This window comes from Sinomonas flava, assembly GCF_039531875.1.
Classification (GTDB): domain Bacteria; phylum Actinomycetota; class Actinomycetes; order Actinomycetales; family Micrococcaceae; genus Sinomonas; species Sinomonas flava.
The window spans coordinates 886,524-904,450 of the sequence record NZ_BAAAQW010000003.1 but is presented as its reverse complement, the minus strand read 5'-3'; the positions used below and the strand labels follow the sequence as shown (position 1 = coordinate 904,450).

Below are 17,927 nucleotides of genomic sequence, written 5' to 3'. Positions count from 1 at the left end.
AGCGGCGTCGGGTGCCACGGTGGCGTCGGGCAGTAACGCTGCCCGGCCGCCGCGAGCGGGCGGACCGGGCGATGCTGGTCACGATCAGTACGGCGACGGCCAGCCAGAAGACGCCCCACACGGCGCCCCAGACGGGCCCGCCACTGCCGGCCTCGTAGGCCAGGCCGGTCCGTGTCCCGCCTAGGCCGAGGACCGAGGCTACGAGAGCGCCCGTCATGCCCCCGGTCCAGTGGCCGTGGATGGCCTGCTGGAGGTGGATGCGGCCGTCGGGCTCGGGAATCAGGAGCCAGAGGACCCCGTAGACGAGAAGCCCGGCTCCGAGGAGGATCGACGCGACGACGAAGAGGGCCCGCACGAGGATCGGGTCCACGCCCCACCGGTGGGCAAGCCCGCTCGCGACGCCTCCTGCCCAGCGGTCGGTGCCGCGGGAGATGCCGAGCGTGCGGACCCAGGTGAAGAAATCTGTACCGGCGTGTCCGGAGGGCTGGATGGGAGCCCCTGGGGCTCCTTGGGCTGGGTGGCTGCTCATGACTCGGTCCTTCCAGACACGACACGGCGGGCTGGGCCGCTGATTCCAGTGTCCGGCCGGGCCGCACCCCCCTCTAGAGGCCTTGGGCCTCTGCCTGCGGCCAACGGCAGAGGCCCGGCCCCTCACGAGGGGCCGGGCCTCGTGGGCCGGGCCTCGCGGGCCGGGCGTCAGGCGCAGCGTCTGTCGAGCTCAGACCGTCGGGCCTGTCCCGACGCCGGGCCCGGCGGATCCGCCCTTCCCGATGCTCCTGTTGTTCAGGAAGTCCTCCAAGATGATGCGGTCATCCTGGCCGGGGATCAGGATCCACGCCGCGAGGTAGGCGAGGAAGGCGGGCCCGGGGAGGAGGCACAGGAGCAGGAAGCCGATCCGGACGAACGCGACGTCCACGTTGGCCCTGGCCGCGAGGCCTCCGAGCACCCCTCCCAGCATGCGTCGCGGTCCGCGCTTCAGGCCGCTCGAGCGGATGGCGGCAAAGAATTTGTCCATGGTTCCTCCTGGTCTCTCACTCGGTCGCGTACGGGCTGGCGCCGTGGGGACCACCCTCGGAAGGATGCTCGCCCGCGGGGGAGGCGCCGGCGTCGTCCGCCGTACCCCGCCTCCTGCGTGAGGCGAGCAGCCCGCCGATGACGAGCCCCAGCCCAGCCAGGAGGAGCACCCCTGCGGCCGCGAAGCCCGGGTCGACGGTCAGCCATCCCAGCCGGTTGGCCAGCATGAGCGCTCCCACTGCTATCACGACTGCCCCCCATACGATGGTTCCCACGGCGGGCCCCTGCTTCTCCACGGGGCCGGTATGCACGCCGGCGGATGCGCCGCTCGCGCCGTAGTCGGTGCTCATGTCAGTTCTCCTTGGTGATCTTGACGTCGCTGAGGTTCGTGTCGAGGGCCAGGACGAGCGTTCCGCCCGGCCGGTCGGCGTTGTAGCTCTCCGAGCCCGACTGCCGCAGCCCCGCGATGCTCCTGCTGCCCAGCTCGACACTGCTCAGGGTCGTGTCGGCGCGGACGGTGACGGGGACGTCCTTGGGGATCTCGATGGTGAGATCGCTGAGGCTCACGTCGATCGGGACGGTCCTGTCCGAGGCGAGGGGGCCGGCGTCGTCGAGTGCGCTGAGGTCGATGCGGCCCTGCGCAGCGGTGACCTGGTAGCCGTGCTCGGCCTCGGTGACGGTCGACGGCGTGTAGGCGACCCGGGTCGGGCCGTCCGAGCGCCAGGGGAATCCGTCCGCGTGCAGGGCCCTCTCGATCCCGAGCGACAGGGCGGCGGAGACGAGGGCGATCACCGCGAAGAGCGACAGGATGCCCGCGGTGTGCCCGCGGAGCCCGGCCACCACGATGCCTGCGCCGATCACCACTGCGGCGGTGGCCCACATGGCGCCCCCCGAGACGCTCACGGCACCGGCGAGGGTCAGCGCGAGGAGGGTGCCGGCCGCGAGCGCGGCGATCCCGACGACCACGGTGGCGAACCCGGCACCTGGGCCGCGCCTGCGCGGTCGCGGGGGCAGCGGCGGGGGTGTGGGGACCGGCGCCCAGCCCCCTGCCGGCTGCCCTCCTGCCGACGGCGCGTAGGGGCCCGCGTACGACGGCGCGGTGGTCGCCTTGGCGTAGTAGGCGTCGCCCGGCTCGGGCGCCGGGGCCCCTGCGTAGTGCGCGGCGGGGGCCGGGGTGCTTCCCGGGACGCCGCCGGACGGGGTGCTTCCCGCGACATTCCCGGGCGGCACAGCCCCGGGGACAGCATGCCGGCGTCGGCTGCCGCGCACGATGCTGTAGACCGCGAACGCCACGACCGCGAGCCAGAACAGCCCCCAGAAGGCGCCGCCGAACCCGCGCTCGCCGAACCAGAACCCGGCCCTGGCGCCGCCGAGGCCGAGGATCGTCACGATCAGGCCGCCGGTCATGCCGCTGGTCCAGTGGCCGCGTCCCGCTTCCTGGACGTGGATGCGCCCGTCGGGCTCGGGCAGGAACAGCCACAGGAGGCCATAGGCGAGGACCCCGATGCCGAGGAAGATCGCGGCGACGATGAACAGGCCGCGGATGAGGATCGGGTCGACGCCCCAGCGGTGGGCGATGCCGCTCGCGACGCCGCCCACCCAGCGGTCCGAGCCGCGCACGACGCCGAGCCCGCGCACCCAGCCGAAGACGTCGCCCTGGCGGGGTGGCCGGGAGGGGCGGCCCGCGGACGGCGGGTAGGCGCCGGGCTGGGAATCCGGCTGGGGGCCGACTGACTGTGGGCCCGGCGGCGTGCCCGGCTGGGGGCCAGTCGGCTGGGGGCCCGGGGCGGGGTCCGGATCAGGGTGGTGGGACTGGGATTCGGTGCTCATGCCTCAATCCTTCCGCTGGCACCGCGGCCCTCCCATGGGGGCCTCCCCTGAGCGGACCCTGAACGGACCCGGGGAAGCGGCTCGGAGCGTCCCTGAGGAGGCCCCAGCGTGCTTGGATGAATGCATGAGCACCGTGCCCGTCCGTCCAGCCCTGGTCCGGGGCGAGGACCGTGTGGTCGCAGGCGTCTGCTCCGGCCTTGCCCGCCATCTGGGCCTGCGCGTGGACCTGGTCCGCTGGGGCATGGTGGCGGCGGCCTTCCTCGGCGGGGCCGGGATCGTCCTGTACGCGTGGCTGTGGATCATGGTTCCCACGGCGGCGGAGGCTGCCCGTCGCGCGGCCCGCCGACCGGCGTCGCCCATCGCACCGGCGGTGGCGGCCGCCCCTCCGCCGGAGCCCGGGCCCCCGCGCCCCCGCCAGCTGCCCCGCTACACGCGGGAGATCCTGCTCGGGGCGGTGCTCGTCATCGGGGCCCTCGTGCTGGGCGGACAGGTGTTCGGAGTGGACGTTCCGGTCGACACGGTGGTCCCGATCGCGGCCATCCTCGGCGGCGTGGCGCTCGCGTGGATGCAGCTCGACGAGTCGCGCCGGCAGAGCCTCGTGCGCGGCGCGGGGGCCGAGCGCTGGACGGGCTGGCTGCGGCTCGGGGCCGGGCTGGCCCTGGTCGTCGCGGGCGTGGTGCTGGCCGTCTCGGGGGGCCAGTGGAGCGTCATCGGGACGGCGCTCATCGCGTCGTTCGCGGTGATCGCGGGTGTGGCGCTCGTCCTGCTCCCGTGGGGGCTCAAGTTCTGGCGGGAGTACGGCGCCGAGCGTGCCGCCCGCGTGCGCGAGGAGGAGCGCGCCGAGATCGCCGCCCACCTGCACGACTCCGTCCTGCAGACCCTCGCCCTCATCCAGCGGCGCGCGGGGAGCGAGGCCGACGTCGTGCGGCTCGCCCGCGCCCAGGAGCGCGAGCTGCGCGAATGGCTGTACCGGGACGCCCGGACGTCGGGCGGGTCGTTCGAGGACCGCCTCACGGCGCTCGCCGCCGAAGTCGAGACGGCGGTGGGCGCGCCGATCGACGTCGTTGTCGTGGGCGTGGCGCCCGACGCCGCGGGGTCGGCGGAGCAGGGCAACGGCGCCTACGATGCGCTCCTGCAGGCCGCCCGCGAGGCGATGCTGAACGCGTCGCGGCACGGCGGCGGCGGTCCGGTGTCCGTGTATGCCGAGTCCCGCGGAGGTGCGGTGGAGGTGTTCGTGAGGGACCGGGGCCCCGGCTTCGAGCTGGAGGCGGTGCCAACCGACCGGCTCGGCGTGCGGGAGTCCATCATCGGCCGGATGCGCCGCCATGGGGGCGAGGCGACGATCGCGAGCGGTCCCGGCGGCACCGAGGTGCGGCTGCGGCTGCCAGGAACGGAGGAGACATGAGCGAGAACGCCGCGGGGGGAGCCCGCCCTGTGCCTGTGAGCGTGGTGATCGTGGACGACCACACGATCTTCCGGTCTGGACTCAAGGCAGACCTCGGAGAGGAGGTGGAGGTGGTCGGCGAGGCCGGGACGGTCGAGCAGGCCGTCGAGGTGATCGAGCGGCTCCGACCGCAGGTGGTCCTGCTCGACGTCCACCTCCCGGGCGGGCTCGGCGGGGGAGGGCGCGAGGTCCTCACCCGGTGCGCGCCGCTCCTCGGCGAGGTTCGCTTCCTGGCCCTGAGCGTTTCCGACGCCGCGGAGGATGTCGTCGCCGTCATCCGCGCGGGCGCCCGCGGCTACGTGACGAAGACGGCGTCGGGGCCGGAGATCACGGACGCGGTGCTACGGGTGGCAGGCGGCGACGCCGTGTTCTCGCCGCGGCTCGCGGGCTTCGTCCTCGACGCCTTCGGCACCTCCGCCGTCGCGGACGACGATCTCGGGAAGCTCTCGGCCCGCGAGCTCGACGTCATGCGCCTCATCGCGCGCGGGTACTCCTACAAGGAGACGGCCAAGGAGCTCTTCATCTCGGTCAAGACGGTCGAGACGCACGTCTCCGCCGTGCTGCGCAAGCTCCAGCTGGCCAACCGCCACGAGCTCTCGCGCTGGGCCGCCGACCGCCGGATCTGGTGACCTCACCCCTCTCCCGCCGAGGTCACCCCGTGTGGGCGCGAGGTCACCCCTTGCAGCGCCGAGGTCACCCCGTGTGGCGCCGAGGTCACCCCGTGTGGGCGCGAGGTCACCTTTACGGGACGCACGACGTCGCGTGGCGCCCTGGGCGCCGAACTCGCGTCAGGCGACCACTCGCCGTCGTGCGCCCGGAGCAGCGCGGACGAGGACAGCTGGACGAAGAGTGCCCGTGCCATCCACAAGTTGTGGAAACCGCTACTTGTGGATGACACGGGCACTTCTGGTGCGGCCTGAGGTGCTTCTCCCGCTCGGACGGCCGGCACGGGGTGACCTCGGGCCCACATGGGGTGACCTCGGCGCCACAGGGGGTGACTTCGGCGACTTGGGGCGTGCCGCCCGGCCGCGGGCTACTTGGCGGTGCCGAGGAGCTCCTGGATCCGGCCCACGCCCTCGGCGAGGTCAGCGTCGCCGAGGGCGTAGGAGAGGCGGACGAAGCCGCTCGGGCCGAACGCCTCGCCGGGGACGATCGCCACCTCGACCTTGTCGAGGATGAGCGCCGCGAGCTCGGCCGAGGTGGCGGGGCGGACCCCGGCGATCTCCTTGCCCAGGAGGCCGCGGACGTCCGGGTAGACGTAGAAGGCGCCCTTCGGCGTCGGGCAGTTGACGCCGTCGATCTCCGAGAGCATCTTCACCATGGTCTGGCGGCGGCGGTCGAAGGCCGCTTTCATCTCCTGGACCGCGTCCAGCGGTCCGGACACCGCGGCGAGAGCGGCCATCTGCGAGACGTTCGCGACGTTGCTCGTCGCGTGGGACTGCAGGTTCGTGGCGGCCTTGATCACGTCGGCGGGCCCGACCATCCAGCCCACCCGCCAGCCGGTCATCGCGTACGTCTTGGCGACGCCGTTGAGGATCACGACCTTGTCGCCCAGCTCGGGCGCGGCGGTCGCGATCGAGGTGAACGGGACGCCGTCGTACGTGAGGTGCTCGTAGATCTCATCCGTGACGACCCAGAGGCCCTTCGAGGCAGCCCACCGCCCGATCTCGGCGACCTGCTCCGGGGAGTACACGGCTCCCGTCGGGTTCGACGGCGAGACGAAGAGGAGGATCTTGGTGCGCTCGGTCAGCGCGGCCTCGAGCTGGTCCACCGTGACGAGGTAGCCCTGCTCGGGGCCCGCGAAGACCTCCACGGGCACTCCGCCCGCGAGGCGGATGGCCTCCGGGTACGTGGTCCAGTACGGGGTGGGGAGGAGGACCTCGTCGCCCGGGTCGAGGAGCGTGGCGAACGTGTTGTAGACGGCCTGCTTGCCGCCGTTGGTCACGAGGACCTGGCTGGCGGCGGCCTCGTATCCGGAGTCGCGGAGGGTCTTCGCGGCGATCGCCTCGCGGAGCTCGGGAAGGCCCGCGGCGGGGGAGTAGCGGTGGTACTTGGGCTGGCGAGCGGCCTCGATCGCGGCATCGACGATGTACTGGGGGGTCGGGAAGTCCGGCTCGCCCGCGCCGAAGCCGATCACCGGGCGCCCGGCCGCCTTGAGGGCCTTCGCCTTCGCGTCCACAGCAAGGGTGGCGGATTCGGCGATGGATCCGATGCGCTGGGAGATGCGGGCGGAGGTCATGGGGGCATCCTTCGTGAGCGGTGGCGGGGTCGCCCTCTACTCTAGGCGGTACGGGCCTCTCGCGCCGCGCGCGTGGCGGGGCGAGTTCGACGCCGGCCCGGAATATGCGTAGACTTGATCCTCGGCGCTGGAACTCCTAGGGCCACCTGCCTTCCGCGGACGATGCGCGTCCGAGCCCGGAAGCTTGGTATGGTGGTCCACGGTGATTCCGCCGTCGAGGCGGTGAACCGCCATAGGGTAGTGGCGCAATTGGTAGCGCAGCGGTCTCCAAAACCGCAGGTTGCAGGTTCGAGTCCTGTCTACCCTGCGCAAGGAATAGCCCGGCTGGTCCGGGCTTTTCCAGCACCCACAGAACGGATCCGGCGGGGATGTCCTGCGGGCGATAAGGGAGTAAGCGAGGAATCGGTGACCGAAACAGCTGCGAGCAGCTCGGCGGGCCGCCCCAAGCAGGCCAGGAAGCTCGGCTTCTTCGGCCGCATTGCCCTCTTCCTCCGACAGGTCATCGGCGAACTCCGCAAGGTCGTCACGCCGACGCGCCAGGAGCTGCTCAACTACACCCTGATGGTGCTGGGGTTCGTCGTCGTCATGATGGTCGTCGTCTCCGTCCTGGACTTCCTCTTCGGGATCGGTGTCGGCTGGGTCTTCGACGGGACGTCGCCCACTGACAGGTAGGCCGGGTCCGCAGACCGTGGCCCGGGTGCTGGAACGAGATCCGGCACCCCGGACCGGGGTGTGCGGATGACGCATTTAAGTCGCAGATGAGGAAAGCAGGAGACTAAGTGTCTGAGCACGAGCTCGAGGATCGCGGAACCGAGCACGAGGAGACGGCCTTCGAGCCGGCCTTCTCCGATGCCGCCGACTCCGCGGCTGCCCCTGCCGCCCCCGAGGACGAGGCCACCTTTGAGGACGAGGCTTCGGCTGAGGCTGAGGCTGAGACGGACGACGAGGCGTCGGCTGAGGCCGAGACGGACGACGACGAGGCTGTCGCCGCCGAGGCGTTCGGCGCGCCGGGCGTCCACATCGAGACCGAGGACGAGCTGGCCACCGAGGGCACCGACGAAACCGAGTCCGATGAGGTCGAGGCTGACGAGGCCGAGGCCGAAGAGGCCGCCGAGCCGGAAGCGCCGGTCGACCCCGCCGAGGCCGCAGCCAAGGCTGCCGAGGAGTTCCGCGCCAAGCTGCGCCGCCAGCCGGGCGACTGGTACGTCATCCACTCGTACGCAGGCTACGAGAACCGCGTGAAGGCCAACCTCGAGACCCGCATCCAGACGCTGGACATGGAAGACTACATCTTCGAGATCCAGGTCCCGATGGAGGAAGTCGTCGAGATCAAGAACGCCCAGCGCAAGGTGGTCAACCGCGTGCGCATCCCGGGCTACGTGCTCGTGCGCATGGACCTCACCGACGCCTCGTGGGGCGCCGTACGCCACACCCCGGGTGTCACCGGCTTCGTGGGCAACGCCCACAACCCGGTCCCGCTGACGCTCGACGAGGTCTTCTCGATGCTCGCGCCTGTGTTCGAGCAGGAGCAGGCCGCCGAGGCCAAGGCGGCGGGCAAGGCCGGCCAGCGGGTTCCCTCCGCGCCGGTCGCGGTCGACTTCGAGGTCGGCGAGTCCGTCATCGTCAAGGAGGGCCCCTTCGAGACCCTCCCCGCGACGATCTCGGAGATCAAGCCGGAGTCGCAGACCCTCGTGGTGCTCGTCTCGATCTTCGAGCGCGAGACCCCGGTAACCCTCGCGTTCAACCAGGTCTCGAAGATCTAGGGCCCTGCCCGCGCAGCCCAGCGCGGGGCAGGACAACTGAAGATTTCGCCCCGGGGCCGGACGCCTTTCCGGCCCCGGGGCGGCGGACTGCCTGGCCATGGCAGTCACCACCGGTGCGGCGCTCCTGCTGCACCGGGAACCAGAAGAAGAGAAGGACCCTACATTGGCTCCCAAGAAGAAGGTCACCGGCCTCATCAAGCTGCAGATCCAGGCAGGCGCCGCCAACCCGGCCCCGCCGATCGGTCCCGCGCTTGGCCAGCACGGTGTCAACATCATGGAGTTCTGCAAGGCGTACAACGCCGCGACGGAATCCCAGCGTGGCAACGTCATCCCGGTCGAGATCACGGTCTACGAGGACCGCTCGTTCACGTTCATCACCAAGACCCCGCCGGCCGCTGAGCTGATCAAGAAGGCTGCGGGCGTCGGCAAGGGCTCGGCCACGCCGCACACCGTCAAGGTCGCCAAGCTCACCGACGCGCAGGTCGAGGAGATCGCCAAGACCAAGCTCGAGGACCTCAACGCGAACGACGTCGAGGCCGCGAAGAAGATCATCGCGGGCACGGCCCGCTCGATGGGCATCACCGTCGAGGGCTAGTCCCTCCTGACCGGGGTTTCGGCTCCGCAACCACCGGGGCCTTTGCCCCACCTGAGAAGTCCGTGGCAGGGCCTAGCGCGGCCCACAACGACCACACCTGCACAAGGAGATCAAGAGCAGCATGGCAAAGCGCAGCAAGGCATACGAGGCAGCAGCCGCCAAGATTGAGGCCGGCAAGCTGTACAGCCCGGCCGAGGGCGTCGCCCTCGCCAAGGAGATCAGCTCGTCGAAGGCGGACGCCACCGTTGAGGTCGCGTTCCGCCTCGGCGTCGACCCCCGCAAGGCGGACCAGATGGTCCGCGGCACCGTCAACCTCCCGCACGGCACCGGCAAGACCGCCCGCGTCGTCGTGTTCGCGACCGGTGACAAGGCCGCGGCCGCTGAGGCCGCCGGCGCCGACATCGTCGGCTCGGACGACCTCATCGAGCGCATCCAGGGCGGCTGGACGGACTTCGACGCCGCCGTGGCCACCCCGGAGCTCATGGGCAAGGTCGGCCGCCTCGGCAAGATCCTCGGCCCCCGCAACCTCATGCCGAACCCGAAGACCGGCACGGTGACCCCGGACGTCGCGAAGGCCGTGACGGACATCAAGGGCGGCAAGATCGACTTCCGCGTCGACAAGCACTCGAACCTGCACTTCATCATCGGCAAGAGCTCGTTCGACGCCCGCCAGCTGGCCGAGAACTACGCGGCCGCCCTTGAGGAGATCCTCCGCCTCAAGCCGTCCGCGTCGAAGGGCCGCTACATCCAGAAGGCCACCGTCGCCACGACGTTCGGCCCGGGTGTCCCGGTCGACCCGAACGCGACCAAGGTGATCCTCGAGGGCTGATCGGCCCACGGCGCCTCGACACTGAGAGCCCCCTCCCCGAGCAGGGAGGGGGCTCTCGCGTTCCCCGGGGAAGCATGCCGCCCGCCACTAGACTGGCGCCCATGAGGAGGCTTCCATGAGCCGGGACCCCGAGGCCGGCCAGCGCAGCGCCGACATGCCGCGCCGCGTCGCCGGCCCGGAGCGCCGCAACGCCGCCGCGCCCCGCCGCGTCGCGGGCCCGGCGACCACGGCGGAAGCCCACGCGCTCTTCGCTGCGGGGACGGCCGCCGTCGTGGGTGTGGCGGTGGCGCTCGCCGCCTTCGCCGGGCGCAGGCCGGCGCTGTCGGGAGACAACGGGGTCGGCGACGTCGCAGCGATCGTGGCCGGGGCCGCGGCACTGGTGTCCTTCCCGGTGGCCTACCGGCGCTCCTATGCCGACCCGGAGCGCCGCTGGCTCGCGGAACGGCCGCTCTGGCGCCGGCTCCTCGGGCTCGTGGCGCTGTCCTTCGCGCACGCAGCGATCGCGTTCATGGTGACGTGGGCGAGTTTCCAGATCTTCCAGCGCGCGTTCACCGGCTTGACGCTGGACGCCTTCGCCGCCTCGCTCCTGACGGCGGTGGCAGGTGGTCTCGCCGGCTACTCGTCGCACCAGTCCGGCTCTCGGATGGACAGCTACGCCCTGTCCAACCTCCTCGCGACCTTCCTGGCGGCGGGCGTGCTGACCTCGATGGTCACCACCAACCGCACCGACTGGTGGGAAGTGAACTTCAGCGTGCTCGGGGCCGCCGACTACGGGGTCTCGCTCACGTTCAATGCCACGCTCGTCACGGCCGGCGCCGTCATCACGCTCCTGGCGGAGTACATGACCCGCGACCTGAGGTCGCTGGACCTCTACAGGCGCCGGGCCCGCTCGTCTCTGGGCCCCACACGCGAGCGCGCGCTCCTCGCCAGCCTCGTGCTCCTCGGGGTCCTCCTCGCGGGCGCCGGACTGATTCCGGTGGACGTCTTCATGCCGCTCCACAACACACTCGCGACGGCGATGACGGCCGTCTACACGTTCCTCGTCCTGCGCGCGCCCGCGTGGCTGCCCGGGCTGGGCCGGACGTTCTACGCCGCTGGGTACGTGATGCTGGGGGCGGCGGTGCTCTCCGTGCTCATCTGGTGGCCCCTCGCGTACTACAACATGACGGCCATGGAGCTCGTCGTGGCGGGCGTCATTCTCTCATGGCTTGTGCTCTTCACAAGGAATGTCGCGGCCGCTGTCGAGGACAGTCGCGTGACCGATCCAAATCCGGCATCCGATTAGCGCAGATTTTCCTTCGCTAGGGTCCTTGGTCCTTCACGCCGGTCTGACCCGCTTCCTAGAGTGTGGCCATGGCTGCCGGACCAATCCGCCCCGGGCTGGACGGAAGCGCATCCGACGCGATGCTCGCGATGGGTCGCTTCTTCACCCGCTGGGACGAGACCGATGATGGGCGCGCTGTGTTCCGCGAGGGCGGGCGCGCAGGGGATGTGTTCTACCGGGACCGGTGGAGCCACGACAAAGTGGTCCGCTCGACCCATGGCGTGAACTGCACGGGCTCGTGCTCGTGGAAGGTGTACGTGAAGGACGGCATCATCACGTGGGAGTCGCAGCAGACCGACTATCCCTCGGTGGGCCCGGACCGTCCCGAGTACGAGCCCCGGGGCTGCCCCCGCGGTGCGGCCTTCTCGTGGTACACCTATTCGCCCACGCGTGTGCGCTACCCGTACGTGCGCGGCGTGCTGCTGGAGATGTACCGGGAGGCGAAGCAGCGCCTGGGGGACCCCGTCGAGGCCTGGGCCGACGTCGTGTCGGACCCGGAGCGGCGGCGCCGCTACCACCAGGCCCGCGGCAAGGGCGGCCTCGTGCGGGCCAGCTGGAACGAGGCCACCGAGATGGCGGCGGCCGCCCACGTCCACACAATCCGCACGTACGGGCCCGACCGGTGCGCGGGTTTCTCGCCGATCCCCGCGATGTCGATGGTGAGCCACTGCGTCGGGACACGCTTCGTCCAGCTCATCGGCGGCGTCATGACGAGCTTCTACGACTGGTACGCGGACCTCCCCGTGGCCAGTCCACAGGTGTTCGGGGACCAGACGGACGTCCCCGAGTCCGGCGACTGGTGGGACTCCACCTACCTGGTCATGTGGGGCTCGAACGTCCCGGTGACCCGGACCCCGGACGCGCACTGGATGGCCGAGGTGCGCTACCGCGGCACGAAGGTGGTCGTGGTGAGCCCCGACTACGCGGACAACACGAAGTTCGCCGACGAGTGGATGCCCGCGCAGGCGGGCACCGATGCGGCCCTGGCCATGGCCATGGGCCACGTGCTGCTCACCGAGTTCTTCCGCGACCGGCAGGTCGGCTTCTTCACCGACTACGCGCGCCGGTACACCGACCTCCCGTTCCTCATCACGCTCGTGCAGGGGCCCGACGGCGCGGGGCTGGTGCCGGGAAAGTTCCTCACCGCCGCGGACCTCCCCGACGGCCAGGACCAGGGCGGCCAGGACGGCACCGAGGATGCGAAGTGGAAGACCGTGCTCCTCGACGACGCGACCGGCCAGCCCGTGGTGCCCAATGGTTCGATCGGCTTCCGCTACAGCGACTCCGGCGAGGGCAAGTGGAACCTTGACCTCGGCGACGTCGTGCCGCGCCTGAGCCTCCACGGTGATCCCGAGGGCGGCACGGCCGAAGTCCTCCTGCCCTGCTTCGAGGCCCCAGACGGGTCGGGGTCGGTACTGACGCGCGGGGTCCCGGTGCGCGAGCTGGGGGGACGCACCGTGACCACCGTGTTCGACCTGATGATGGCCCAATACGGCGTGGCGCGGCCGGGCCTGCCCGGGGAGTGGCCTGCGGGGTACGACGACGCGTCCAGCCCCTACACTCCCGCCTGGCAGGAGGCCATCACCTCAGTCCCGGCGTCCCAGTGCATCCGGATCGCGCGGGAGTTCGCCCGCAACGCCGAGGAGTCCCAGGGACGCTCGATGGTCATCATGGGCGCGGGAATCTGCCAGTGGTTCCACGGCGACGCGACCTACCGCTCGATCCTCGCCCTCCTGCTCCTCACCGGCTCCATGGGCCGCAACGGCGGCGGCTGGGCGCACTACGTGGGCCAGGAGAAGACCCGCCCCATCACCGGGTGGGTCTCGCTCGCGAACGCCCTCGACTGGAGCCGGCCGCCGCGCACCATGACCGGGACCTCGTACTGGTACATGCACACCGGACAGTGGCGCAACGACGGGTACTCGGCGGCCTCGCTCGCCTCCCCGCTGGCGGAGGGCCACCTCGACGGCATGCACACGGCCGACGCGATCGCGCAGTCGGCACGGCTCGGATGGATGCCGTTCTACCCGCAGTTCGACCGCAGCCCGCTCGCGGTCGCGGATGAGGCGCACGACGCCGTCGCGTCGGGTGCCGCTGCCAGCGAGGCCGAGTACGTGGCGGCACAGCTCAAGCAAGGCACGCTGAAGCCCGCGATCGACGACGTCGACGCCGAGCAGAACTGGCCCCGGACCCTCGTGCTGTGGCGCTCCAACCTCATGGGCTCCTCCGCGAAGGGCAACGAGTACTTCCTCAAGAACCTGCTCGGTACCCACAACAACGTGATGGGGACTGCGGCAGAGCCCGGGATGCCGCGCCCGCGCGACGTCGCGTGGCACGAGGAGACGCCCGAGGGCAAGCTCGATCTGCTCATGTCCGCGGACTTCCGCATGACGAGCACGACCCTGCTCTCCGACATCGTGTTCCCGGCCGCGACCTGGTACGAGAAGTACGACCTCTCATCGACCGACATGCACCCGTACGTCCACGCGTTCACGCCCGCGATCGATCCCCCGTGGGAGGCCCGGAGCGACTTCGAGATGTTCCACGGGCTCGCCCGCGAGTTCTCGATGCTCGCCCGCAAACACCTCGGGGTCAGACGGGACCTCGTCTCGGTGCCCCTGCAGCATGACACGCCGGGGCAGCTGGCCCAGCCCGGCGGCGTCGTGCGCGACTGGCGCGACGGCGACGTGCCCGCTGTGCCGGGCAAGACCATGCCCGTCTTCACGGTCGTTGAGCGCGACTACACGGCGATCGCGGACAAGCTCGCCGCCGTCGGGCCGCTGGCACGCGAGAAGGGCTTCACGGTCAAGAACGTCACCTACCGGCTCGGGCACACCCTCGACCGGCTGGCCGGCAGCAACGGGGTGATGTCCCACGGGCCGGCCGCGGGCCTGCCGGCGATCGACACCGACGCCAAGCTCGCCGAGGCCATCCTCGCCTTCTCCGGGACCACGAACGGCGAGCTGGCGGTGCAGGGCTTCAAGGACCTCGAGGTGCGCACGGGCCGGCGGCTCGCCGACCTCGCCGAAGGGTCCGAGGAGAAGACGATCCGGTTCGCCGACACGCAGGTTGCGCCCGTCCCCGTCATCACCTCGCCGGAGTGGTCCGGCTCGGAGACCGGCGGCCGGCGGTACGCGCCGTTCACCATCAACGTCGAGCGGCTCAAGCCGTGGCACACGCTCACGGGGCGCATGCACTTCTTCCTGGACCACGACTGGATGCGGGACCTGGGGGAGGCCCTGCCGCTGTACCGGCCGCCGCTGGACATGAACCGGCTGTTCGGCGAGCCGAGGCTCGGCGGCGACGGCCTCGAGATCACCGTCCGGTACCTCACCCCCCACAACAAGTGGTCCATCCACTCCGAGTACCAGGACAACCTGTTCATGCTCTCGCTCTCCCGCGGCGGCCCCACGTGCTGGATGAGCCGCGAGGACGCGGAGGCGATCGGCGTGAAGGACAACGACTGGATCGAGTGCGTGAACGCCAACGGCGTGTTCGTGGGGCGGGCGATCGTGAGCCACCGCATGCCGGCCGGCGTCGTGTACGTCCACCACGCGCAGGAGCGCACGATCGATGTCCCGAAGTCAGAGGCGACCGGCCGCCGCGGGGGCATCCACAACTCAGCGACCCGGCTGCTCGTCAAGCCGACCCACCTCATCGGCGGGTACGCGCAGCTCGCGTACGCGTTCAACTACCTGGGCCCCACGGGGAACCAGCGAGACATGGTGGCCACCATCCGCAGGCGTTCCCAGGAGGTGCAGTACTGATGAGGGTCATGGCCCAAGTGGGCATGGTGATGAACCTGGACAAGTGCATCGGGTGCCACACGTGCTCGGTGACCTGCAAGCAGGCCTGGACCAACCGCGCCGGGGTCGAGTACGTGTGGTTCAACAACGTCGAGACGCGCCCCGGCCAGGGCTACCCCCGCCAGTACGAGGACCAGGAGCGCTGGCGCGGCGGCTGGGAGCTGAACAAGCGCGGCCGGCTCCGACTCAAGGGCGGCGGCCGGGTCAAGAAGCTCCTGGGCATCTTCGCCAGCCCCGTCCAGCCCGAGCTCAAGGACTACTACGAGCCCTGGACCTACGACTACAGGAACCTGGTGGAGGCGCCGCTCGGCGACGACTTCCCCGTGGCCCGCCCGAAGTCCCTCATCACCGGTGAGGACATGAAGGTCACCTGGAGCGCCAACTGGGACGACAACCTGGGCGGGTCGGCTGAGCATGGGCTGCAGGACCCGATCGTGGCGAAGCTGCGCGAGCAGGAGAAGGCGCAGCAGGAGAGGGCGCAGGAGCAGCGGGCCGAGGCGGAGGAGAAGATCCGCTTCGAGTTCGAGAAGACGTTCATGTTCTACCTGCCGCGCATCTGCGAGCACTGCCTCAACCCCTCGTGCATGGCCTCATGCCCCTCGGGCGCGATCTACAAGCGCAGCGAGGACGGGATCGTGCTCGTCGACCAGGACCGCTGCCGCGGCTGGCGCCAGTGCATCACGGGCTGCCCGTACAAGAAGATCTACTTCAACCACAAGAGCGGCAAGGCCGAGAAGTGCACCTTCTGCTACCCGCGGGTGGAGATCGGGCTCCCGACGGTGTGCTCGGAGACGTGCGTGGGCCGGCTGCGGTACCTGGGCATCTTCCTGTACGACGCCGATGCCGTCACCGCCGCGGCGTCCGTGCCGGACGAGAAGGACCTCTACCGCGCACAGCTCGACCTCATGCTGGACCCCGACGACCCGGAGGTCATCGCCGCCGCGCGGCGGGACGGCATCCCAGAGGACTGGCTCGACGCGGCCCGGCGCTCGCCGGTCTACAAGCTCGCGAAGGTCTACGAGGTCGCCCTCCCGCTGCATCCGGAGTACCGGACCATGCCGATGGTCTGGTATGTGCCGCCGCTCTCGCCCGTCATCGACCTCCTGTCCGACCAGGGGCACGACGCCGAGGACGCCGGGACCCTGTTCGGTGCCATCGAGGCCCTGCGCATCCCGCGCGAGTACCTCGCGGAGCTGTTCACGGCGGGCGACACGGCCGTCGTCGACCGCGTGCTGCGCCGGCTCGCGGCGATGCGCGCATACATGCGCGGGATCTCCCTCGGCACGGGCGCGGACGAGTCGATCGCGGCGAGCGTCGGCATGGAGGGCGCGGACGTCCAGGAGATGTACCGCCTCATGGCGATCGCCAAGTACAGCGAGCGGTACGTCATCCCCAAGGCCCACGTCGAGGAGGCGCACAACCTCGAGGAGCTCGGCTGCGCCCTCGACTTCGACGAGGGTCCGGGGATGTATCCCTCGGACGCGTTCGGCGAGGCCAGCGGGCGCCCCGTGCCGGTCGCCGTCGAGACGTTCCACGCACTCAAGGACCGCCAGACCACAGAGGGGGAGTCCCAGCCCGGGTCGCTGCGCGGCCGCGTGAACCTCCTCAACTGGGACGGCCGGGGCGTGCCCGAGGGCCTCTTCCCGGAGGGGAACGGCGCGCCGGGGGAGAAGGGCCCGGGGTCATGAGACGCCACGAGCATGCGGTCCTCTACGCCGCCGCGGCGCGCCTCCTCGAGTACCCCGACGAACGCTGGCGCGACGGTCTCGGGCTCGTGCTCGCGGCCCTCGCCGAGCAGCGGGGCCCGCTGCCGCGGCTCCTCGAGTCGGCCGCGGCCCAGATCGCGGACGACGCCGCCGAGGCCGCCCGCCGCTGCTACGTCGAGACGTTCGACATGTCCCGCAAGCACGCCCTCTACCTCTCCTACTGGACCGACGGCGACACGAGGCGCAGGGGAGAGGTCCTTGGCTCGTTCAAGCGGCGCTACCGCGATTCCGGCTGGCTCGTGGACCTCGACGGCGAGCTGCCGGACTACCTTCCCCTCGTCCTCGAGTTCACGGCCCGCGCGGACTACCGCTCTGGCCGGGCGCTCCTGGCGGAGTACCGCGCGAGCCTCGAGCTCCTGAGGATGGCCCTCGCCGATGCTCGCTCGCCGTACGCGTCCGTGCTCGAGGCCGTGTGCCGGTCCCTCCCCGGGGCGTCTCCGACGAGCCGGGCCGAGGCCATGGCGCTCGCCGGGCCCCCGCGCGAGGCGGTCGGGCTCGACCCGTACGACCCCAGGCTGCTCCCCATGGCCCAGGAAGGGAACCTCTGATGGACGTCCTGCTGTGGGGCGTGGCCCCCTACCTGATGGTGGTGCTCCTCATCGGCGGGAGCATCTGGCGCTACCGCTACGACCAGTTCGGCTGGACCACCCGGTCCTCGCAGCTGTACGAGTCCCGGCTCCTGCGCATCGCCTCGCCCCTGTTCCACTTCGGGCTGGTCTTCGTCATCGCGGGCCATTTCGTGGGTCTCGTCATCCCCAAGGCGTGGACCGAGGCGCTCGGGGTGACGCAGGAGCTGTACCACTTCCTGGCCCTGTCGGTGGGGCTCATCGCCGGCGTGTGCACGCTGCTGGGCATCGTGCTGCTCGTGTACCGGCGCCGCCGCACCGGCCCGGTGTTCATGGCCACCACCAAGAATGACAAGGCGATGTACATCTTCCTCGTGGGCGCGATCGCGCTCGGGGTCTGGACCACCCTCGTGAGCACCGTGTCCCCGAACCCCCACGCCTACGACTACCGCGAGACCGTGAGCCCCTGGTTCCGGTCGCTGTTCGTCTTCCAGCCGGACGTCGCCGCCATGGCCGCCGCGCCGTTCGAGTTCAAGTGGCACACGGTCGTGGGCATGGTCCTCTTCGCGATGTGGCCCTTCACGCGCCTCGTCCACGCCTTCACCGCGCCGTTCCACTACCTGTTCCGCCCGTACATCGTGTACCGCTCGCGCGACGTCGGGCCCGCGCCCGGGAGCCGCGCGCCCCAGCGCGGCTGGGAGCGGACCGGCGCCCGGGACCGCGACCGCGCCCGCTGAGAGGGGACAACGAC

Annotated in this window: 15 protein-coding genes, 1 tRNA gene and 1 pseudogene; 12 read left to right on the top strand and 5 right to left on the bottom strand. The window is 70.9% G+C overall.

Annotated elements, in window-relative coordinates; translation table 11 throughout:
- Nucleotides 1-283 precede the first annotated feature (283 nt).
- From ABD298_RS18675 to ABD298_RS06820, 4 genes and pseudogenes are all read right to left on the bottom strand, one after another.
- Nucleotides 284-529 (bottom strand): annotated as a pseudogene (locus ABD298_RS18675) (PspC domain-containing protein); the annotation flags it as partial.
- A 189-nt stretch (nucleotides 530-718) separates the two neighbouring features.
- Nucleotides 719-1,015 carry a PspC domain-containing protein gene (locus ABD298_RS06830; RefSeq protein WP_344298871.1) on the bottom strand — a complete coding sequence of 99 codons (297 nt, stop codon included), beginning with the start codon at nucleotides 1,013-1,015 and terminating at the stop codon, nucleotides 719-721.
- A gap of 16 nt (nucleotides 1,016-1,031) precedes the next feature.
- Nucleotides 1,032-1,364: a hypothetical protein gene (locus ABD298_RS06825; RefSeq protein WP_344298870.1), complete on the bottom strand. Its 333-nt coding sequence runs from the start codon at nucleotides 1,362-1,364 to the stop codon at nucleotides 1,032-1,034.
- Nucleotide 1,365: 1 nt separating this feature from the next.
- Entirely contained in the window at nucleotides 1,366-2,844 is a 1,479-nt protein-coding gene (locus tag ABD298_RS06820) for a PspC domain-containing protein (protein ID WP_344298869.1), read from the bottom strand.
- 124 nt (nucleotides 2,845-2,968) lie between these two features.
- Here ABD298_RS06820 and ABD298_RS06815 point away from each other — a divergent pair, with 124 nt between their 5' ends.
- Together ABD298_RS06815 and ABD298_RS06810 are read left to right on the top strand one after the other, a co-directional pair.
- The gene (locus ABD298_RS06815; protein ID WP_344298868.1) at nucleotides 2,969-4,249 is read left to right on the top strand and encodes an ATP-binding protein; all 1,281 of its coding nucleotides are present in this window, start codon (nucleotides 2,969-2,971) and stop codon (nucleotides 4,247-4,249) included.
- Nucleotides 4,246-4,917 (top strand): LuxR C-terminal-related transcriptional regulator, encoded by a 672-nt coding sequence (locus ABD298_RS06810; protein ID WP_344298867.1) that lies wholly within the window; start codon nucleotides 4,246-4,248, stop codon nucleotides 4,915-4,917. The genes ABD298_RS06815 and ABD298_RS06810 overlap by 4 nt, the downstream gene beginning before the upstream one ends.
- Nucleotides 4,918-5,321: 404 nt before the next feature.
- Here ABD298_RS06810 and ABD298_RS06805 read toward each other — a convergent pair whose 3' ends face one another.
- A complete protein-coding gene (locus ABD298_RS06805; RefSeq protein ID WP_344298865.1) occupies nucleotides 5,322-6,527 on the bottom strand; it encodes a pyridoxal phosphate-dependent aminotransferase in 1,206 nt (401 codons plus the stop codon).
- 234 nt (nucleotides 6,528-6,761) lie between these two features.
- On the opposite strand from ABD298_RS06805, the gene ABD298_RS06800 reads away from it, so the two are divergent.
- The 10 genes from ABD298_RS06800 to narI all read left to right on the top strand — a co-directional run bounded on the left by ABD298_RS06800 (nucleotide 6,762) and on the right by narI (nucleotide 17,913).
- Nucleotides 6,762-6,834, top strand: a tRNA-Trp gene (locus ABD298_RS06800).
- 98 nt (nucleotides 6,835-6,932) lie between these two features.
- A complete protein-coding gene (gene secE / locus ABD298_RS06795; protein ID WP_208709988.1) occupies nucleotides 6,933-7,199 on the top strand; it encodes a preprotein translocase subunit SecE in 267 nt (88 codons plus the stop codon).
- A gap of 107 nt (nucleotides 7,200-7,306) precedes the next feature.
- The gene (nusG, locus tag ABD298_RS06790; protein ID WP_344298863.1) at nucleotides 7,307-8,290 is read left to right on the top strand and encodes a transcription termination/antitermination protein NusG; all 984 of its coding nucleotides are present in this window, start codon (nucleotides 7,307-7,309) and stop codon (nucleotides 8,288-8,290) included.
- A 163-nt stretch (nucleotides 8,291-8,453) separates the two neighbouring features.
- Entirely contained in the window at nucleotides 8,454-8,885 is a 432-nt protein-coding gene (gene rplK / locus ABD298_RS06785) for a 50S ribosomal protein L11 (RefSeq protein ID WP_208713059.1), read from the top strand.
- Between the two features lie 121 nt (nucleotides 8,886-9,006).
- Complete coding sequence (gene rplA / locus ABD298_RS06780) at nucleotides 9,007-9,714, top strand: 50S ribosomal protein L1 (RefSeq protein ID WP_208709984.1); 708 nt, start codon at nucleotides 9,007-9,009, stop codon at nucleotides 9,712-9,714.
- Nucleotides 9,715-9,829: 115 nt separating this feature from the next.
- Nucleotides 9,830-10,999: a hypothetical protein gene (locus ABD298_RS06775; protein ID WP_344298862.1), complete on the top strand. Its 1,170-nt coding sequence runs from the start codon at nucleotides 9,830-9,832 to the stop codon at nucleotides 10,997-10,999.
- Nucleotides 11,000-11,067: 68 nt separating this feature from the next.
- On the top strand, nucleotides 11,068-14,805 hold the full coding sequence (locus ABD298_RS06770) for a nitrate reductase subunit alpha (RefSeq protein WP_344298860.1): 3,738 nt from the start codon (nucleotides 11,068-11,070) through the stop codon (nucleotides 14,803-14,805).
- Nucleotides 14,805-16,532 carry a nitrate reductase subunit beta gene (gene narH / locus ABD298_RS06765; RefSeq protein WP_344298859.1) on the top strand — a complete coding sequence of 576 codons (1,728 nt, stop codon included), beginning with the start codon at nucleotides 14,805-14,807 and terminating at the stop codon, nucleotides 16,530-16,532. Before ABD298_RS06770 ends, narH begins: the two co-directional genes overlap by 1 nt.
- Nucleotides 16,529-17,158: a nitrate reductase molybdenum cofactor assembly chaperone gene (narJ, locus tag ABD298_RS06760; RefSeq protein ID WP_344298858.1), complete on the top strand. Its 630-nt coding sequence runs from the start codon at nucleotides 16,529-16,531 to the stop codon at nucleotides 17,156-17,158. The genes narH and narJ overlap by 4 nt, the downstream gene beginning before the upstream one ends.
- A complete protein-coding gene (gene narI / locus ABD298_RS06755; protein WP_344298857.1) occupies nucleotides 17,158-17,913 on the top strand; it encodes a respiratory nitrate reductase subunit gamma in 756 nt (251 codons plus the stop codon). The genes narJ and narI overlap by 1 nt, the downstream gene beginning before the upstream one ends.
- The last annotated feature ends 14 nt before the right edge of the window (nucleotides 17,914-17,927 follow it).

Bases quoted from the DNA above. Each gene is read 5' to 3' on its own strand.
- ABD298_RS06775 (WP_344298862.1), top strand. From the start codon at position 9,830: ATGAGCCGGGACCCCGAGGCCGGCCAGCGCAGCGCCGACATGCCGCGC.
- ABD298_RS06825 (WP_344298870.1), bottom strand. From the start codon at position 1,364: ATGAGCACCGACTACGGCGCGAGCGGCGCATCCGCCGGCGTGCATACC.
- ABD298_RS06770 (WP_344298860.1), top strand. From the start codon at position 11,068: ATGGCTGCCGGACCAATCCGCCCCGGGCTGGACGGAAGCGCATCCGAC.
- ABD298_RS06815 (WP_344298868.1), top strand. From the start codon at position 2,969: ATGAGCACCGTGCCCGTCCGTCCAGCCCTGGTCCGGGGCGAGGACCGT.
- narH (WP_344298859.1), top strand. From the start codon at position 14,805: ATGAGGGTCATGGCCCAAGTGGGCATGGTGATGAACCTGGACAAGTGC.
- rplA (WP_208709984.1), top strand. From the start codon at position 9,007: ATGGCAAAGCGCAGCAAGGCATACGAGGCAGCAGCCGCCAAGATTGAG.
- ABD298_RS06810 (WP_344298867.1), top strand. From the start codon at position 4,246: ATGAGCGAGAACGCCGCGGGGGGAGCCCGCCCTGTGCCTGTGAGCGTG.
- ABD298_RS06830 (WP_344298871.1), bottom strand. From the start codon at position 1,015: ATGGACAAATTCTTTGCCGCCATCCGCTCGAGCGGCCTGAAGCGCGGA.
- narI (WP_344298857.1), top strand. From the start codon at position 17,158: ATGGACGTCCTGCTGTGGGGCGTGGCCCCCTACCTGATGGTGGTGCTC.
- narJ (WP_344298858.1), top strand. From the start codon at position 16,529: ATGAGACGCCACGAGCATGCGGTCCTCTACGCCGCCGCGGCGCGCCTC.
- ABD298_RS06805 (WP_344298865.1), bottom strand. From the start codon at position 6,527: ATGACCTCCGCCCGCATCTCCCAGCGCATCGGATCCATCGCCGAATCC.
- ABD298_RS06820 (WP_344298869.1), bottom strand. From the start codon at position 2,844: ATGAGCACCGAATCCCAGTCCCACCACCCTGATCCGGACCCCGCCCCG.